13 protein-coding genes and 1 tRNA gene are annotated in these 17,428 nt (G+C 59.2%); 10 read left to right on the forward strand and 4 right to left on the reverse strand.

Annotated elements, in window-relative coordinates; translation table 11 throughout:
- Positions 1–174: 174 nt before the first annotated feature.
- Positions 175–822, reverse strand: coding sequence for a hypothetical protein (locus tag AB5750_RS05235; protein WP_368145641.1), 648 nt, complete (start codon positions 820–822; stop codon positions 175–177).
- An 823-nt stretch (positions 823–1,645) separates the two neighbouring features.
- On the opposite strand from AB5750_RS05235, the gene clpB reads away from it, so the two are divergent.
- From clpB to AB5750_RS05250, 3 genes are all read left to right on the forward strand, one after another.
- On the forward strand, positions 1,646–4,273 hold the full coding sequence (gene clpB, locus AB5750_RS05240) for an ATP-dependent chaperone ClpB (RefSeq protein ID WP_138375308.1): 2,628 nt from the start codon (positions 1,646–1,648) through the stop codon (positions 4,271–4,273).
- A gap of 132 nt (positions 4,274–4,405) precedes the next feature.
- On the forward strand, positions 4,406–4,609 hold the full coding sequence (locus tag AB5750_RS05245) for a hypothetical protein (protein WP_138340859.1): 204 nt from the start codon (positions 4,406–4,408) through the stop codon (positions 4,607–4,609).
- Positions 4,610–4,930: 321 nt separating this feature from the next.
- Positions 4,931–6,283, forward strand: a complete 1,353-nt coding sequence (locus tag AB5750_RS05250; protein WP_368145642.1) for an ATP-binding protein — start codon at positions 4,931–4,933, stop codon at positions 6,281–6,283.
- A gap of 73 nt (positions 6,284–6,356) precedes the next feature.
- Here the strand turns inward: AB5750_RS05250 and AB5750_RS05255 are convergent, their stop codons facing one another.
- The 3 genes from AB5750_RS05255 to AB5750_RS05265 all read right to left on the reverse strand — a co-directional run bounded on the left by AB5750_RS05255 (position 6,357) and on the right by AB5750_RS05265 (position 9,803).
- Complete coding sequence (locus AB5750_RS05255; RefSeq protein WP_368145643.1) at positions 6,357–7,838, reverse strand: hypothetical protein; 1,482 nt, start codon at positions 7,836–7,838, stop codon at positions 6,357–6,359.
- Positions 7,839–8,069: 231 nt separating this feature from the next.
- Entirely contained in the window at positions 8,070–9,077 is a 1,008-nt protein-coding gene (locus tag AB5750_RS05260) for a DUF5692 family protein (protein ID WP_368145644.1), read from the reverse strand.
- 63 nt (positions 9,078–9,140) lie between these two features.
- Complete coding sequence (locus tag AB5750_RS05265; protein ID WP_368145645.1) at positions 9,141–9,803, reverse strand: TetR/AcrR family transcriptional regulator; 663 nt, start codon at positions 9,801–9,803, stop codon at positions 9,141–9,143.
- A 189-nt stretch (positions 9,804–9,992) separates the two neighbouring features.
- On the opposite strand from AB5750_RS05265, the gene AB5750_RS05270 reads away from it, so the two are divergent.
- The 7 genes from AB5750_RS05270 to AB5750_RS05300 all read left to right on the forward strand — a co-directional run bounded on the left by AB5750_RS05270 (position 9,993) and on the right by AB5750_RS05300 (position 17,360).
- Positions 9,993–12,770 carry an FAD-dependent oxidoreductase gene (locus AB5750_RS05270; RefSeq protein ID WP_368145646.1) on the forward strand — a complete coding sequence of 926 codons (2,778 nt, stop codon included), beginning with the start codon at positions 9,993–9,995 and terminating at the stop codon, positions 12,768–12,770.
- A gap of 96 nt (positions 12,771–12,866) precedes the next feature.
- A complete protein-coding gene (locus AB5750_RS05275) occupies positions 12,867–13,295 on the forward strand; it encodes a hydrogenase maturation nickel metallochaperone HypA/HybF (RefSeq protein ID WP_368145647.1) in 429 nt (142 codons plus the stop codon).
- A 403-nt stretch (positions 13,296–13,698) separates the two neighbouring features.
- The gene (locus AB5750_RS05280) at positions 13,699–14,688 is read left to right on the forward strand and encodes a PTS sugar transporter subunit IIB (RefSeq protein ID WP_148332486.1); all 990 of its coding nucleotides are present in this window, start codon (positions 13,699–13,701) and stop codon (positions 14,686–14,688) included.
- Between the two features lie 18 nt (positions 14,689–14,706).
- Entirely contained in the window at positions 14,707–15,525 is an 819-nt protein-coding gene (locus AB5750_RS05285) for a PTS mannose/fructose/sorbose transporter subunit IIC (RefSeq protein WP_055285302.1), read from the forward strand.
- A 16-nt stretch (positions 15,526–15,541) separates the two neighbouring features.
- A complete protein-coding gene (locus tag AB5750_RS05290) occupies positions 15,542–16,462 on the forward strand; it encodes a PTS system mannose/fructose/sorbose family transporter subunit IID (RefSeq protein ID WP_195364104.1) in 921 nt (306 codons plus the stop codon).
- A 120-nt stretch (positions 16,463–16,582) separates the two neighbouring features.
- Positions 16,583–16,981, forward strand: coding sequence for a DUF956 family protein (locus AB5750_RS05295; RefSeq protein WP_117646410.1), 399 nt, complete (start codon positions 16,583–16,585; stop codon positions 16,979–16,981).
- A gap of 303 nt (positions 16,982–17,284) precedes the next feature.
- Positions 17,285–17,360: transfer RNA gene (locus AB5750_RS05300), tRNA-Arg, on the forward strand.
- Positions 17,361–17,428 lie beyond the last annotated feature (68 nt).

Consider the following 17,428-nt stretch of genomic DNA (forward strand, 5'->3'; position numbering starts at 1 on the left):
CCCGCTCACGCGCTTCGCGAGGGTCGCGTTCGGGAAAGGGTAAGCCCCGGACTACATTTCTGTGTTCTCGTTGGGTCTTGAGGGACGCTAATAAATAGACTTGCTTGATGCCGCCTCTTTTTATTGGGGCGGCTTCTTTTTGGACCACCACAAAGGTGCCTGTCCGGCGGGTTCTTATTTCGATGGGGTCCAGGTTATCTCATCGTCAAATAGCCAAGTGCGTGCTGAGCCGCTGTCGCGCGCTGTCTGCGGATCGGGCTCGCAGGTTTGTTCGTAGGCATCCTCGGTACACCGATCCATAAAATCGACGACTGCCGTCTGGTCGCCTTCCATGACGTAGATCACGTTGCCATCCGAGATATAGACTCCCGGCCCTTCGTTGTCCACGTAGCCGGGGTCGTATGAAACGTTGCACAGTCTGCTCCCGTTTGCCGCATCGAGTTCAAGGGTCGAATAATACCCGCCATTCATTTGGCCTTTCTTGGCTCGATATATTGCGGCGCCGTACCATCGCTTAAACGTCTTGCCTTTGAGTAAACTGGTTGCCTTGCCGATAAGCTGCTCATCTTGGGTATAGCGCGTGGCTCCAAGTTCGATTCGGGGATAGTTACTGATCCCAAGCGCTGCGGGCGTACCGTCGAAATCGACGTTGATTGAATCGGGTTTGACGATATCGGTGAGGATTTCGATGGGGTAGCTTACGGTTTCAACCGCCGCCTGCGTCGCAGAGGCGGGGAGAAATGCGAGATAGATAATTCCTACGCCGACTGCGGTAATCGCAAACGCTAAGACGAGCAGGCCGATATAGGTGGAGCGTTTCACGGCGGGTACCTCGCAAACAGCATGCATTCATTAAGATAGGTGATACCAGCTTACGACAATATTCAAAAGAAAGCGATCGATCGAAATGACGGGGCGAAAAGGCCCTATTGGGCTTCGATTTGACCTCTAATAGGAATATTTGCCCCACTCATTCTGGGCGAGAGGTCAATAATCGAGTCCACGAGTTTTGAGCGATACTCTTCTCACTAAACTCACTATTTTCACTATAAGCACTATAAATACGATAGGGAGGACGACGAGAACAATGTGGCGTGCGATAGCTAAGCCGTTTAAGCCGGACTCTGACCTTGAATCTCTGCCTCTATCTGTGCGAACGGGCTATTGTCGGTTCTCGATTTCATCACTGCGTTCTCGTTGGGTCTGGGGATCGCCAAACGTTGACTGGGCTTGATACCGCCTCTTTTTATTGGGGCGGTTTCTTTGTTGGACCACCACGAAGGTGCCTGTCCCCTTTGTGGTGGTTCTTGGTTTGTCTCGATCTGTAACAGTTAGATCCTAATTTGCCGAGTAGATGTTACAGATTGAGACGAACGGGCGCCGCTGGTCATTTCATCTTGATTTGTAACATCTGGAGCCATAAACAGTCGCTAGATGTTACAGATTGAGATAGTAAGGGGATGAGGCCGCAGCGGGTGAGCGCGCCTGTCCCCTTTGTGGTGATTTTCCATGTCATGAGAGCACTCAGAAAATCTTATATATAGAGACTTAGATTTGTGTATAAGATCGTACAAAGCTGGCAACAATACTTCTCGAACAACGTGAAGCCGCCCCGTAGGGTGGCCGCCCCAAGAGAGGTGATTCCATGAGAATCGATAAGCTAGCAATGACGTCGCGCGAAGCGCTGCAGACCGCCATGAGCACGGCTGCCGACGCGCAGGCCGGCGCGGTGGAGCCGATTCATCTGCTGTCTGCCCTGCTCGGTGCCGGCGAGCGCAATATCTCCGTGATCATCGAGCGCATTGGTGCCGACCCGGCTCAGCTCGCACGCTCCACACAGGATGCCATCGACCACGCGCCCAAGGTTTCGGGCGAGGGCCAGCAGATGGGCCTGTCCAACGAGCTCGTCCGCGTCATCGAAAAGGCCGAGAAGAAGGCCACCAAGATGGGCGACAGCTTTGTGGTGACTGAGCATCTGCTGATGGCGCTTGCCGAGGACAAGGGCGAGGCGGGCCGCGTGCTGCGCGACGCCGGCGTCACCAAGGAGCGCATTGAGCAGGTCTACGAGGAGCTGCGTGGCGATGACCGCGTGACGTCTGCCGAGGACAAGACTCAGTTTGAGGCACTGGAGCAGTACGGCCGCAATATCTGCGACCTTGCCCGCGCCGGCAAGCTTGACCCGGTCATCGGCCGTACCGACGAGATCCGTCGTACCATCCAGGTCCTGTCCCGCCGCACCAAGAATAACCCCGTGCTTATCGGTGAGCCGGGCGTCGGCAAGACGGCCATCGTCGAGGGCATCGCTCAGCGTATCGTGGCCGGCGACGTGCCGAGCACCCTGCGCGACCGCGACCTTATCGAGCTCGACATGAGCGCGCTGGTCGCCGGTGCCAAGTACCGCGGCGAGTTCGAGGACCGCTTGAAGGCCGTGCTCAAGGAAGTGCAAAAGTCCGAGGGCAAGGTCATCCTGTTCATCGATGAGCTCCACACCATCGTGGGCGCGGGTGCCACCGAGGGCTCCATGGACGCCGGCAACATCCTCAAGCCGGCGCTCGCCCGTGGCGACCTGCACGCGATCGGCGCGACCACGCTCGACGAATACCGCAAGTACATCGAGAAGGACGCGGCGCTCGCCCGCCGTTTCCAGACCGTTATGGTGAGCGAGCCTACCGTCGAGGACACCATTTCGATCCTGCGTGGTCTGAAGGAGAAGTACGAGATCTTCCACGGCGTGCATATCACCGATAGCGCGCTCGTGGCAGCTGCCGACCTCTCCGATCGCTACATCGCCGACCGCTTCCTGCCCGACAAGGCCATCGATCTGGTCGATGAGGCGGCAAGCCGCCTGCGCATGGAACTCGACAGCATGCCGGTCGAGATCGACGCCACCACGCGTCAGCTCACCCAGCTGCAGATCGAGGAGCAGGCGCTCATGAAGGAGACCGATGACGCCTCCAAGGAGCGTCTGGAGGCCCTGCGCCAAGAGATCGCCGAGGTCCAAGAAAAGCTCAACGTGCAAAAGGCCGGTTGGCTCAACCAAAAGAACGCCATCGACCACGTGCAGGAGCTCAAGGGACAGCTCGACGAGGCCAAGAGCGAAGAGGAGCGTGCGACGCGCAACGGCGATTTGGGCCGTGCGTCCGAGCTGCGCTACTCCGTGATTCCGGGTCTGCAGCAGCAGATTCAGGATTCCGAGGCTGCGCTCGAGGCGCAAAAGCAGCAGGACGGCGAGGGCCTCAACGAGCAGGTGACCTCCGATGAAATCGCCGAGGTCGTGAGCGCCTGGACCGGCGTGCCCGTGTCCAAGATGATGCAGGGCGAGCTCGACAAACTGAAGGGCTTGGAGGGCGAGCTGCATAAGCGTGTCATCGGCCAGGACGAGGCCGTCTCCGCTGTCGCCGCAGCCGTGCGCCGCAGCCGTGCGGGCCTCTCCGATCCGGACAAGCCCATCGGCAGCTTCTTCTTCCTGGGCCCCACCGGCGTGGGCAAGACCGAGCTCGCCAAGGCGCTGGCCGAGTGCCTGTTCGACGACGAGCGCGCACTCGTGCGTATCGACATGTCCGAGTACATGGAGAAGTTCAGCGTCCAGCGTCTGATCGGTGCGCCCCCGGGATACGTGGGCTATGATGAGGGCGGCCAGCTCACTGAGGCCGTTCGCCGTCGTCCGTATTCCGTGATCTTGCTCGACGAGATGGAGAAGGCTCATCCTGATGTCTTCAACGTGCTGTTGCAGGTGCTCGACGACGGCCGTCTGACCGATGGCCAGGGTCGTCAGGTGTCCTTCAAGAACACGATCATCATCATGACGTCTAACGTGGGCTCCAAGGCTATCGCCGAGCTTTCGGGCAAGGACGAGGAGGAGATGCGCCATCAGGTCGACGCCGCCATGGCTCAGACCTTCCGCCCCGAGTTCCTCAACCGTATCGACGACATCGTGGTGTTCCATCCGCTCGGCATGGCGCAGATCGAGAAGATCGTCGACATCCAGCTTGCCGACGTCCGCGCGCGTCTGGCCAAGGAGCGCATGACGCTTGCCATCACCCCGGCGGCCAAGCAGATGCTCGCCGTGGGCGGCCTGGACCCCGTGTTCGGTGCCCGTCCGCTCAAGCGCCTGGTCCAGCGCGAGGTCGTGGATGCCATCGCGGCGGCCATCATCGACGGCACGGTGCGCGAGGGCGATCAGGTGACGGTCGATGTCGACAAGGACGGCGGCTTTACCGTCGTGTGCGACAACACGCCGGCGGCCACCTACGAGGTCCCCGACGCCGAGTAGATTTTGGCCATGCCTTAAAATCTGCCAGTCGTCTCTAAACGCCAAGGGCGGCGGATCCAATTGGGTCCGCCGCCCTTTTTCGTGCGACAATCGATGATGTTGAGCATGAGTACATGGCAAGGAGATATGCAGATGAAAGACGAGAACAAGACGCACGCACCGGTTGCTGAGGCAGCGCCCGCCGCGCCGGTCGCACCGAAGGCTTCTCCCAAACCGGCGCCCAAGCCGCGCGACCCCTACATCCGTGCCGAGAACGAGGACGATGACGGCTACGATCCCTACAGCGATCGCCGCCCCGAGCGCGAGCCGATGTTCGAAGCCGACCCCTGGCGCTAAGTGCCACCCAAAAGGCCACCAATAAGTTGCGGTGAAATAGGGACTGTTTTGCGGTTTGACCAGCAAAAACAGCCCTATTTCACCGCAACTGCGTTAGGGATTTTTCTACAGGGGGAGGGTAGTCAAAAAAGCCCCGTCCCAAATTGACTGCTCGGGGAGTCGCATTCGAGCTCGGTTGTCCTCTTAGCCACTCGATATCCTTCGGAGCAATAACGGTGATAAAACTTGCTTAAGTGTTAATCAAGCTACACACAATCTTGCTCTCTAATTAATCAAGAATCGGTATAATTTTGATTAGCTAGAGAGCAAGATTGGAGAATCATGGCATTCAACGACTTGATCGCCCAGAAAATAAAGGACTTTGAACAGCAGGGGGTTCCGCAGGTTTTTGAGCGAGACCTTGATCTAGGAAACCCACAGGAGCCAAAGCGCGACAACATCGTAAATGTGATTGTGGGGGCCCGCCGTTGTGGAAAGACGTATCGCCTGTATCAGGAGATGCGGCGGCTTCAGAGCCGGGGCGTCGAGCTTGACCGGATGCTTTACTTCAATTTTGAGGATGAGCGCTTGCGCCCGTATGAGCCATCGCTGCTGGCGGACGTGCTCGACACGTTCTATGCGCTGTATCCTGTTGCTCGAACCGAGGGCGCTTACATTTTCTTTGACGAGATCCAGGAAATTCCCGAATGGGGTGCGTTTCTGCGGCGTGTAGTCGATACGGAGAAAGCGACCGTCTATGTGACGGGATCTTCTTCTAAGATGCTGTCCTCAGAACTTAAGAGCGAGTTCAGGGGTCGTTCTCTTGTGCGAGAGCTTTTTCCGTTGAGTTTTTCGGAATACGTTCGATATAAGACGGGGAGCGTTCTCGAGCCAGATGCGACCTTTTCCCCGAGCGATGCAGCGCTGCTTCGACATCATCTGATCGGGTATCTTGAACGAGGGGGATTCATTGCGACACTTGAGCAGACGCCTGCAGACGCGATTCAGCTGCTACAGGAATATGCTTCGCGAACGGTCGCCATGGACGTCGTTGAACGTTACGACGTCAAGAACCCTCGCCTGGCATCGCTGTTCTTGACGCGGTGTATGGCATCTTCGGGACGAGAGCTGTCAGTGAACAAAGTGTACAACGAGTTCAAGAGCAGACAGATACCCGTCAGTCGTAATTCGCTTAGCGATTTACTTGAGTATTATGAGGACGCCTACCTGTTATTTTCTGTGCCGGAGTTCACGCGTTCACTGGCAAATAACATGCGGTCTGCGTCTAAGGTCTACGCTGTCGACCCTGCGATGTTTGGAGCATTCTCTCCGGCATCGGCATTGGACCAGGGCCAGAGGCTCGAGACCGCAGTGTTCAATGCGCTAAGAAGAAGGACTCCCGCGGTGAGGGCCGGCTCGGTCTGCCGCCTGCTGATCAAAGAGAAGAGCAAAAGCCATGAGGTGGACTTTGTGGCTGGGGACGCGCTTCTCATGCGGGCTTATAGCCTGATTCAGGTAAGTGCGGATATGGCAAGTGAGAAAACGCGCGAGCGCGAAATTGCCGCGCTTGATGCCTCGATGGCCCAGTTCGATCTTGGCGAGTCGGCAATCGTTACCATGGATGAACAGACCGATATTCCATGCGAGCACGGTGTGGTCCACGTTGTGCCCGCATGGAAGTGGCTCCTTGCCTAATCATCTATGGACCTGTGGGGTCAGGACCTCCTGGCTCCTTCATCACGGTTGGGGAGCACCTTGCTGCGCCAGGCTAGTCCTGGGCTTTGATACTCGGCAGGAGAATCTGGGCGAGGTAGTCGGTCTCGAGTTTGGTCGCGGCGTCGGCTTTGCCGTCTTTGCCGACCAGTACGTTCTTGATCTGGCTATAGGTGTAGCGGTTGCCGGTCGTAAGCTCGACAAGCTCAATGGCCGTGTCCATGGGGTAGGTTGACACGGGGTTCTGCGTCCGTCCGTTGATGGTCTGGGGCACCACGTACGGATAGACGGGGCCGCTGGCATAGACGGTATAGCCGTTGCCCAGATTGGCCGCACCCAAAACCGTATCGCCCTCATCGGGCGTAAAGCTCTCGCCCTCGCGCACCGCGACGAGCGTCACGATCGGCGTATCGCTGTCGCCGGCAAGATAGATGCATAGTGTGCTGCCGTTTTGCCAAGTCGCGACTTTGCCGTACCACTCAACGGGAATATCGAGCTGATACAGGTCCGTTGCCTTATGTCGAGCATCGGCGTCGCGGGCCGCCTGCGCCTTGCGGGAGCTCACGGCGTTGGTTGCGGCGTCGCGCCGCGCGGTTGCCGCCTGCTGGAGTACCTTGGCGGTGGCGGCGGAGCTCGCACCGCCCTCCTCGGCATACTTGGCGGCGGCATCGATCTGGTCGTCGGTTACCGTGTCGGCTGAAGGCACCTTGAGCTTAAAGGTAGCCTGGGCACTTAAATCCTGTTCATCGCTCTTAACGGTGACCTGCGTCTTGGTGGTCGGGACGGTATAGATGGTGCCGTCGGCCGCGATGGGGGAGGCGGCGATGGAGAGCGTGTAATCGCCGGGCAGCAGTTTGATGCCGCGGCCGTGCTCGTCAACATAGAGCGTTTCGCTCACGGAGGAGCCGTCAGAATCCTGACCGCTCACCTGTACGGGAATCTTGGAGCCAGTGGAACAGTCGAGGCCCGCGGCATGCACGCCAATCTGCACTGACATCATCGTGTGGGCATTGGCGGCGACAGTGGCAGCCTGCTCTTGCTGATATCCGTTCCAGGCAGCATAGCCTGCACCGCCGGCGACGAGCGCGACGGCCACGACACCGGCGACCATCAGATTGCGGCGCTTGGGCGACATCTTGCGATGGCGAACCTCGGCCTCGCGTGCCGAGGGAACGGACGGCAGGGGAATATCGCCCATGGCGATGGTTTCGTCCACGGCTGGTGCGGAACCCAAGCCAGGAAGCTCGCGGGTCAGCGAATCCTCGGCCGGCAAGCTGTTGAGCAAGACGGTTTCCTCGCCCGTGTCGGATTCGGGCTGGTCGTCGGCCTCGCTATCGTCCTCTTCGGCTTCGTCAGGAGCGTCTTTGGCGTCGCTGCCTTCGTCCTCAGTGTCTTCGTGCACCTCGTCCTGCGCGTCGACGGCCGAATCGCTAAACGAGAGCTCGTCTAGCGCGATCCGGTCAAGGCTCTCCAGGGCTTCGGCACATGCTTCCGCATCCTGGGCCGCATCCTCGCGGCCATACGTCTCATCGCTCATATATCCTCCAATGCAATATCGGCTCAACACTGTACCCAAAAATGGAGCCATATAAAGCGCATACGAAATATAAGATCCGATTTAACCTGAGCGCATCGTTCGGCCGCATCCTCGCAACAACAAAAAGCCCCCGGAAAGCGGACAAATCGCTTTCCGGGGGCATGCAATACGTTGCATAGCGCGGAGTCGGCCAGGCGGCTTCACATTCAAGCGGTGCTTGCGTCAGGCGCGTTACTCGGCGTGCGCGTAATCAACCTTGGCGCGGCGAGCAGTAGCCTTCTCCCAATCGCTGGTGCCCTCAAAGACATCCTGCTTGTAGGGATTGCGGCCGAGCTTCTTGGCGCGGTAGGCGATGTAGATGATCGCGGCGACGTTGGCGACCAGTGCGGCGATCGAGACCGCGGTAGCGGCGCCGGGGTCGAGCGTGGAGTGGGTCACAAAGATGGACTCCTCCTGGAAGTACGGGAACACCTGGGCAAACATGCACCAAATGGCCAGCGTAAAGGCGCGGTTCTGGATCCAGCCGCCCTTGTTCCAGATAAAGGCGGCGACGGTGGGCGCCAGCAGCAGCGCAAAGCCGCAGAACCAGGAGTGGGTGGGCAGGCAGTTGTAGGTGTAGCAGAAGTTCCAGATATCGTAGGCGATGATGTAGACCCAGGTCATGTCGGGCCACAGCATATCGGTCTTGTCCTCGGAGGCGTAGACGCTCCACCAACCGGTCATGCAGAAGATGTTGATGAGACCGGCGATGCCGTTGAACACGTTGTTCCAGCCGGCCAGCTGCGTAGCACCTTCGGAGGTGACCCAGGTGGATTCGCCCAGGACAAAGAAGTGATAGGCGCTCTCGAAGTCGGACACGACGGCGATCAAGATGTTGATGGCGACGATCACAAACGGCCACGCGCGGAACCAATGCGCCTTGCCGATCTTTCCCCACTGGTACTTAATGGCGATGAAGCCCCAGCAACCGGCCAGCGCCGCGTATACCTTGGCGTAGTGGAACCAGCTGTTCTGGTACACATGGGTGGGGTTGGTGAGTGCCCACTCGGCACCCTGCGAAACGCCGATGGCGATGGCGACGCAGTAGATGGTCATGGCCAGCGGAGCCACGCCAAAGATGATTGCCGCGCCCAGCTTGGTGCGGCGGCCGACCTCGTTGAGCACGATGAGACCAATAAAGACCATGGCCCAGCCGGCCCAGTGGATAAGGGTATCGCTACCCCAAATATCGAACAGCATGCTGCTCTCCTTTCACACGCCCGCGGCCCCTCTTCTGATCGCGGGCAGTTTGGCCAAATGTCGTCAGTTCTGGGGCATGCGCTCCGGATACTTGGCGGTATAGCCCTCGATGTGGAGCGTCGAGGCGATGATTTCCTTGACCGTCTCGTCGGGCACATCGGGGTGCGTGCGGATATACATCAACAACCCCATGATGAGGGTGTAGAACGTCTCGTAGACGTGGTCGATGCGTAGCTCATGATGGGCGACAAAGTCCACCACGGTGGTGTCGCAGATATACTGCGCCACGCGCTGAACCACGTTGTGCAAAAAGCCGCCGTAGAGTGCGCCGCTGCTTGAGGTGAGCGTACTCGGCAGCTCGTGTCCGCTGGCGACCAGGCGCTTAAAGAGCGGGGCGACGGTGTCGAGCGCGCCCTCGATATCGCCGACGGTGCGGTTGGCATTCCACTGCTCGAGCTCGGAGATAAAACCGTCGATCGCCTCGTCCATAACGGCGGTGACAGCGGCGTCCATATCGGCAAAATAGTGGTAGAACAATGAACGCGTGCAGCCGGCTCGCTTGGTCACGGCCGATACCGATAGGTGGGACACGCCCAGCTCAGAGCTTACGGTGCGCACGGCATCGAGGATCTCGCGCCGGCGTTCGTCGCCCGTCAGGCGCTTTGTCGCGCTATCGGATGCGGGAACGGCATCGACCACAGAGGTATCTGCTGTGTTGCTGCCCATGTTTTGCCGCCTTTCATCCTCTTTTGCCTGACCGTTCGCCTAACAGTCTTGAATATTGTTGACAGTTCGTCAATACTATTTTTGACACAATGTCAACTAATGGCGGGTGAACGGCATGGGGGCATGCCCGGCCTGCAAAAAAGAGGGGCGCTGCGGCCTCGTCGGGCTGCGGCAAGAGAAGGGACAACCATGATTCTCAACGGACCGGGGATTAGCTACACCGAGCCTGACATCGGTTCGGAGTTCGTGCCGCCGCTGCCGGAGCATCCGCGCGAGGCCATCGTCAAGCTGTGCGAGCACTGCACCAACCGTCTGCTGCATCGCGACGAGCTGTTGGGCTACGAGTACTGGTCGTTTGCCGAGGCCGCAACCGACGAGCAGGCCGAAGTGCTCTGCAAGATGAAGATGCGCCGTCCCTATACGCTGCCCGAGATGGTTAAGCTCACCGGCATGCCCGAAGCCGATATCGAGAAGATGCTCGACGACATGAGCCTCACGGGTCTGCTCGAGTACAACTGGGAAAACCCCGAGCGCGCCAAGCAGTGGGTGCTGCCCATGCTGGTGCCGGGTTCCGCCGAGTTCCTCAACATGCGCGTGAGCCAGCTCGAGGAGCACCCGGTCTATGCCAAGTTCTTTGAGCAGGCGTCCAAGGGACCGCTGTCCAAGGCCACGCCGATGGTGCCGCCCGGAGGCGCCGGCATCGGCATGCACGTCATTCCGGTCGAGAAGGCCATCGACGCCGCGAGCACCTCGGTGCCGATCGAGCATATCGAGCACTGGCTCGACAAATACGATGGCAAATATGCCGCTAGCACCTGCAGCTGCCGCGCGAGCCGTCGCGTGATGGGTGAGGGCTGCGCCGACGACCCCGCCGACTGGTGCATTGCCGTGGGCGATATGGCCGACTATGTGGTTGAGACCGACCGCGGCCATTACGTGACGCGCGACGAGGTCTACGACATCCTGCGCCAGGCCGAGGACAACGGCTTTGTGCACCAGATCACCAATATCGACGGCGAGAACAAGATCTTCGCTATCTGCAACTGCAACGTCAACGTGTGTTATGCCCTGCGCACCTCTCAGCTGTTCAACACGCCCAACCTGTCGCGCTCGGCCTATGTCGCCAAGGTCGAGAAGGACAAGTGCGTTGCCTGCGGTCGCTGCGTTGAGGTGTGCCCGGCCGGCGCCGCCAAGCTCGGCCAGAAGCTCTGCAGCAAAAAGGCCGGCGGACAGGTGCCCGAGTATCCGCGCCAGGAGCTGCCCGACGCCACCAAATGGGATCACACCAAGTGGTCGCCCAACTACCGCAACGACAACCGTATCGAGACGCATGAGTCCGGCACCGCTCCCTGCAAGACGGCCTGCCCCGCGCACGTTGCCGTTCAGGGCTATTTGAAGCTCGCGGCTCAGGGTCGCTATGACGAGGCCCTAGCACTCATTAAGCGCGAGAACCCGCTGCCCGCTATCTGCGGCCGTGTGTGCAACCGCCGCTGTGAGGATGCCTGCACCCGCGGCCGTGTGGACGCCGCCGTGGCCATCGACGAGGTCAAGAAGTTTATCGCCCAGCGCGATCTGGATGCCGCGACCCGCTATGTCCCACCTGTGGTGACGCCGACGCGCGCTGGCGGCTTCGATCAGAAGATTGCCATTATCGGTGCCGGTCCGGCCGGCCTGTCCTGTGCCTTCTATCTGGCCGAGAAGGGCTACAAGCCCGTCGTATTCGAGAAGAACGAGCACCCGGGCGGCATGCTCACCTACGGTATTCCCAGCTTTAAGCTGCAGAAGGATGTTATCGAGGCCGAGGTCGAGGTCATTCGCCTGATGGGTGCCGAGTTCCGCTATGGCGTGGAAGTCGGTCGAGACGTGACGCTCGACGAGCTGCGCGCGCAGGGCTTTAAGGCCTTCTACGTTGCCATTGGCTGCCAGGGCGGCCGCCTCGCCGGTATTCCGGGTGAGGATGCCGAGGACGTGGCCGTGGCCGTCGACTTTTTGCGCGAGGTCAACAGTGGCAAGATCGACGCGCTGCCCGGCCGCACCATTGTGGTGGGCGGCGGCAACGTGGCCATCGACGTTGCCCGCAACGCCTGCCGTCTGGGCTCTGAGCATGTTGAGATGTTCTGCCTGGAGAGCGAGGCCCAGATGCCCGCCAGCGAGGAGGAGCGTCGCGAGGCCGTTGAGGACGGCGCTCACATCAGCTGTGGCCGGGGCCCCAAGGAGATTCACTTGGACGAGGCCGGTCGTGTGTGCGGTATCACCTTCAAGCGCTGCACGCGTGTCTTTGACGACGAAGGCCGTTTTGCGCCCGAGTACGACGAGAACGATCTGCGCCGCGTCGATGCCGATCGTGTCGTCATGTCGATCGGGCAGTCCATTGTGTGGGGCGACCTGCTGGCTGGCTCCAAGGTGGAGCTCGGCCGCGGCCAGGGTGCCCTTGCCGATCCCCAGACCTATCAGACCGCCGAGTCCGACATCTTTGTGGGCGGCGACGTCTACACCGGCCCCAGCTTTGCCATCGACGCTATCGCCGCCGGCCACGAGGCCGCGGTGTCCATCCATCGCTTTGTGCAGCCGTGCTCCACGCTCACCATCGGCCGCAATCAGCGCCGCTACACCGCGCTCGACCGCGACGACGTTGTGCTCGAGAGCTACGACAACGCGAGCCGCGAGGTTGCGCATGTGGACCGCGAACGCGAGAAGGCTGCGCCGTTTAGCGAGTATGTTGAGACCTTTACCGAGGAGCAGGTGCGCGCCGAGACCGCCCGTTGCCTGGGCTGCGGCGCCTCGATCGTCGACCCCAACAAGTGCATCGGCTGCGGCCTGTGCACCACCAAGTGCGCGTTCGACGCCATCCATCTGGATCGCGACCGCCCCGAGTGCTCAACGATGGTCAAATACGAGCAAAAGCTCCCAAGCCTTGGCAAGTATGCTCTAAAGCGTGCCATCAAGATTAAATTTGGTCGTAAATAGGTAGCCATGGCGGGTAAGGGGACGGCGCAGACTAGATCTCGTCGTCCCCTTGCTTTGAGTTTGCATCGAATCAACCTCTGCAGAAAGGGTTTCGCCTTGCATGAATTGGGAATCGTCTATCACATCATTCGCGATGTCGAGAACGTGGCGCGCGCCAATGGCGTGCGTCGCGTTTCGAGCGTCACGCTGCTGCTGGGCGAGGTCTCGGGCGTCGTTCCCGACTTGCTACTCGACGCTTGGCGCTGGGCGGCAGATAAAAAGCCCATCACCGAGGGTGCAGAGCTTATCGTGGAGCCCGTTGAGGCCGTGACACATTGCGAGGCGTGTGGCTGCGACTACTCGCCGGTCGAGCACGGCAAGGCCTGTCCCCATTGCGGTAGCGGCGAGACCTATTTGCTGCAGGGCCAAGAGGTAATGATCAAACAGATCGAGACCCCCGAAGAGGATCCGGCAGGCGCTGCCCCCGACGGCCCTTCCGACGCGCCCGATGCCGTCGACGCCGCCAACCCACTCCACATCGTCTAGGATCCCCTATAAGTTGCGGTGAAATAGTTCCAATCCAGCCTTCTGACTCTTAAACAAGAACTATTTCACCGCAACTTTTTTGAGTAGTTTTGTTGAGCATAAGTCGTGCAAATAGTCAAGCCATGTCTGTTTAAACAAAATAGTGACAGTACGAGCACATTCGCACTTGCTTAATATCGATATTAATGAACAGCTTGCTTGTATCTATAAAATACATAGCTTGATGAGCGACGCCTTGTCGTGTAATGAGTCAAAAAGCAGTAACGTAATCAACTTGTAACAAACCTAGACGTTTAAACAAATAATCCAACCTTTTGCGGATTTAGCTATAATTCCACAATCCAAACAGGTATACTCCTTTCATGTCGTGTAGGAAATACGTAGACAAAAAGGAGGTTATGTGATGGTAAGTATTGTTCTTGCTAGCCACGGGGACTTGGCAGCTGGAATCAAGCAGACGGGCTCGATGGTCTTTGGCGATCAGCCGTCTGTTGCCGTGGTCTCGCTCGAGCCGAGCATGGGCCCCGACGATTTCCGTGCCAAGGTCGAGGAAGCAGTCGCTTCCTTCGAGGACCAGGAGCAGGTGCTCTTCCTCGTTGATCTGTGGGGCGGCACGCCGTTCAACCAGATCAGCGGACTCATCGAGGGCCACGATTCCTGGGCTATCGTCACCGGTGTCAACCTGCCTATGCTCATCGAGGCATATTCGCAGCGCTTTGACGCAAAGAACACTGCACATGCGATTGCAAAACATCTCGTGACTGAGGCTAAGGCTGGCGTGCGCGTCAAGCCCGAGTCTCTGGAGCCCGAGGAGAAGAAGCCGGCTGCGGCCGCCGCTGCTCCTGCAGGCGCTATTCCTCCGGGAACGGTCATCGGCGACGGGCACATCAAGATTGCCCACGTCCGTATCGACACCCGTCTGCTTCATGGTCAGGTGGCCACCACGTGGACCAAGCAGATCAACCCCAACCGCATCATCGTGGTTTCCGACGGCGTTGCTCACGACGAGCTCCGCAAGACCATGATCGAGCAGGCTGCCCCTCCGGGAGTCCATGCCAACGTCGTGCCCATCAAGAAGATGGCCGAGGTCGTCAAGGACACGCGCTTTGGTGACACCAAGGCCATGCTGCTCTTCGAGAACCCGCAGGATCTGCTCAAGGCCATCGAGGCCGGCGTCGACATCAAGGAAGTCAACATCGGTTCCATGGCTCACTCCAAGGGCAAGGTCGTCGTCACCAACGCCGTCGCTATGGGCGATGACGACGTCAAGACTCTCGAGGCCCTCAAGGCCAAGGGCGTCAAGTTCGAGGTCCGCAAGGTTCCTTCGGATTCCTCCGAGGATCTCGACGCCATGTTGAAGAAAGCTAAGGCCGAACTGGCCGCTCAAGCATAGTAAAGGAGGGTCCGATACATGTCTGCAATCACTATTCTGCTTGTTGCGATTGTCGCGTTGCTTGCCGGTATGGAAGGCATTCTGGATGAGTTCCAGTTCCATCAGCCGCTCGTGGCATGCACGCTTATCGGTCTCGTAACCGGTCACCTTCAGGAGGGCATCCTCCTGGGCGGTTCGCTCCAGATGATGGCCCTTGGCTGGGCTAACGTCGGCGCCGCCGTCGCGCCTGATGCCGCTCTGGCTTCGGTCGCTTCTTCGATCATCATGGTGCTCGCCCTCAACGGCGGCGCCACCGATTCGGCCAAGGCCGTTACCGCCGCCATCGCCGTCGCCGTCCCGCTGTCGGTCGCTGGCCTGTTCCTGACCATGATCTGCCGTACCCTGGCTACCGCTATCGCTCACGCCATGGACGGTTGCGCCGAGAAGGGCGACTTCTCCGGCATCGAGCGCTGGCAGTACGCTGCCATCCTCATGCAGGGCCTTCGTATCGCCATCCCGGCAGTACTTCTGTGCATCATCCCGGCCGAGGCTGTTACCAACGCGCTTAACGCTATGCCCGACTGGCTGTCCGGCGGCATGGCTGTCGGCGGCGGCATGGTCGCTTCCGTCGGTTACGCCATGGTCATCAACATGATGGCCACCAAGGAGACCTGGCCGTTCTTCATCCTCGGCTTTGTCCTTGCTGCCATCCCTCAGCTCACGCTGATCGCCCTTGGCCTCATCGGCATCTCCCTTGCCCTCATCTACCTTGGCCTTAAGGATCTGGCCAAGCAGGGTGGCGGCATGGGCGGTGGCTCCGGTGACCCGCTCGGCGACATTCTGAACGATTACGAGTAGGAGGGGAGTGATACATATGGCAGAGAACAAGATTCAGCTCACCAAGGCTGACCGCAAGAAGGTTTGCTTCCGTCATCAGTTCCTTCAGGGCTCGTGGAACTACGAGCGTATGCAGAACGGCGGCTGGTGCTTCGCAATGATCCCTGCGATCAAGAAGCTCTACACCAACAAGGATGACCAGATTGCCGCTCTTAAGCGCCACCTGGAGTTCTATAACACCCATCCCTATGTTTCCGCCCCCGTCATTGGCGTCACCCTCGCTCTCGAGGAGGAGCGCGCCAACGGTGCTCCGATCGACGACGTCGCCATTCAGGGCGTCAAGGTCGGTATGATGGGCCCGCTCGCCGGCGTCGGCGACCCCGCCTTCTGGTTCACCCTTCGCCCGATTCTGGGCGCTCTGGGCGCTTCCCTGGCCCTGTCCGGCAGCATCGCCGGTCCGCTGCTGTTCTTCTTCGCGTGGAACATCATCCGTTACGCCTTCCTGTGGTACACGCAGGAGTTTGGCTACAAGGTCGGCTCCTCCATCGCCAAGGACCTCTCCGGCGGTCTGATGGGCAAGGTCACCGAGGGTGCTTCCATCCTGGGTATGTTCATCATCGGCGCCCTGGTCGAGCGCTGGGTGTCCATCTCCTTCACCCCGGTCGTCTCCAAGGTCACGCAGTCTGCTGGCGCCTTTATCGACTGGGCTAACCTGCCCTCCGGTTCTGAGGGTGTCAAGGAAGCACTGACGATGTACAACTCCATCGGTGCTAACGCCCTTGATCAGGTGAAGGTCACCACGCTTCAGGCCAACCTCGATCAGCTCATCCCCGGCCTTGCCGCCGTGTGCCTGACCCTGCTGGTCTGCAAGCTCCTCAAGAAGAAGGTCAGCCCGATCGTCATCATCCTGGCTCTCTTCGCCATCGGCATCATCGGTCGCGTCTGCGGCTTCATGTAAGCACGTTTCGGCTTAAGACCGAGAATTGCTAGGCAAGGGCTTTTGAGCCATTGAAACGGACCGCACCCGGTGGGTACACTGGATGCGGTCCGATTGTTTTATTTGGAGGGCGAGGCGCGCATGGCGCAATCTCAGAACAGCACGGTCGATCTGGCAACGCCGGCAACCTGCCTGATGGGGCTTACCAGCCACGGTAACGTGATGGTGGGCAATAAGGCGTTTGAGTACTATAACGAGCGCAATCCCGAGGATTTTATTCAAATCCCGTGGGATGAGGTTGACTATATTGCCGCCGAGGTTTTGCGCGGCACCAAGAAGATCACGCGTTTTGCGATCTTCACCAAGGACAACGGTCACTTTACGTTTTCGACGCGCGACGACAAAGAGACGCTTCGCGCGGTCCGCAAGTACGTCGACGAGGATAAGCTCGTGCGTTCGCCCGATTTTATCGATGTGACGGCCAAGGGCGCCAAGAGCATTCCCTCCGTTATCAAAAACCTCTTCCACAAAGGCAACTAGTCATTAAAGAGCGCCCCCCAAGTGGGACGCAGTTTCCCATGGGGCTCGATCGGGAAAGTGCATCCCAGTTCGAGCGCTGATTCCGGGATGTAGTTTCCGGAATGGGGTCGTTTGGGAAACCGTGTCCCGTTTCGAGCCGAAATTCTGGGACACAGGTTCCCAGCGAGGTCCCATGGGGAAAGTCTGCCCCAGAATTTGCCTGGATAGTGGGACGCACTTTCCGGAGGGCTGTTCCACCGTAACTTCGAAGAGTGGTTATACGCTGCATTACAACGGTGTAAATCTGCTACACTAGTACAACATGCCTCCGTAGCTCAGGGGATAGAGCACCGCTCTCCTAAAGCGGGTGTCGACGGTTCGAATCCGCCCGGGGGCACCAGAAAAATCGCAGGCCAGACGCTGTAAATCGTCTGGCCTGTTTTTTATGAATAGGGGCAAAACTCGATT

The organism is Collinsella aerofaciens, from assembly GCF_040926185.1.
Classification (GTDB): domain Bacteria; phylum Actinomycetota; class Coriobacteriia; order Coriobacteriales; family Coriobacteriaceae; genus Collinsella; species Collinsella aerofaciens_BC.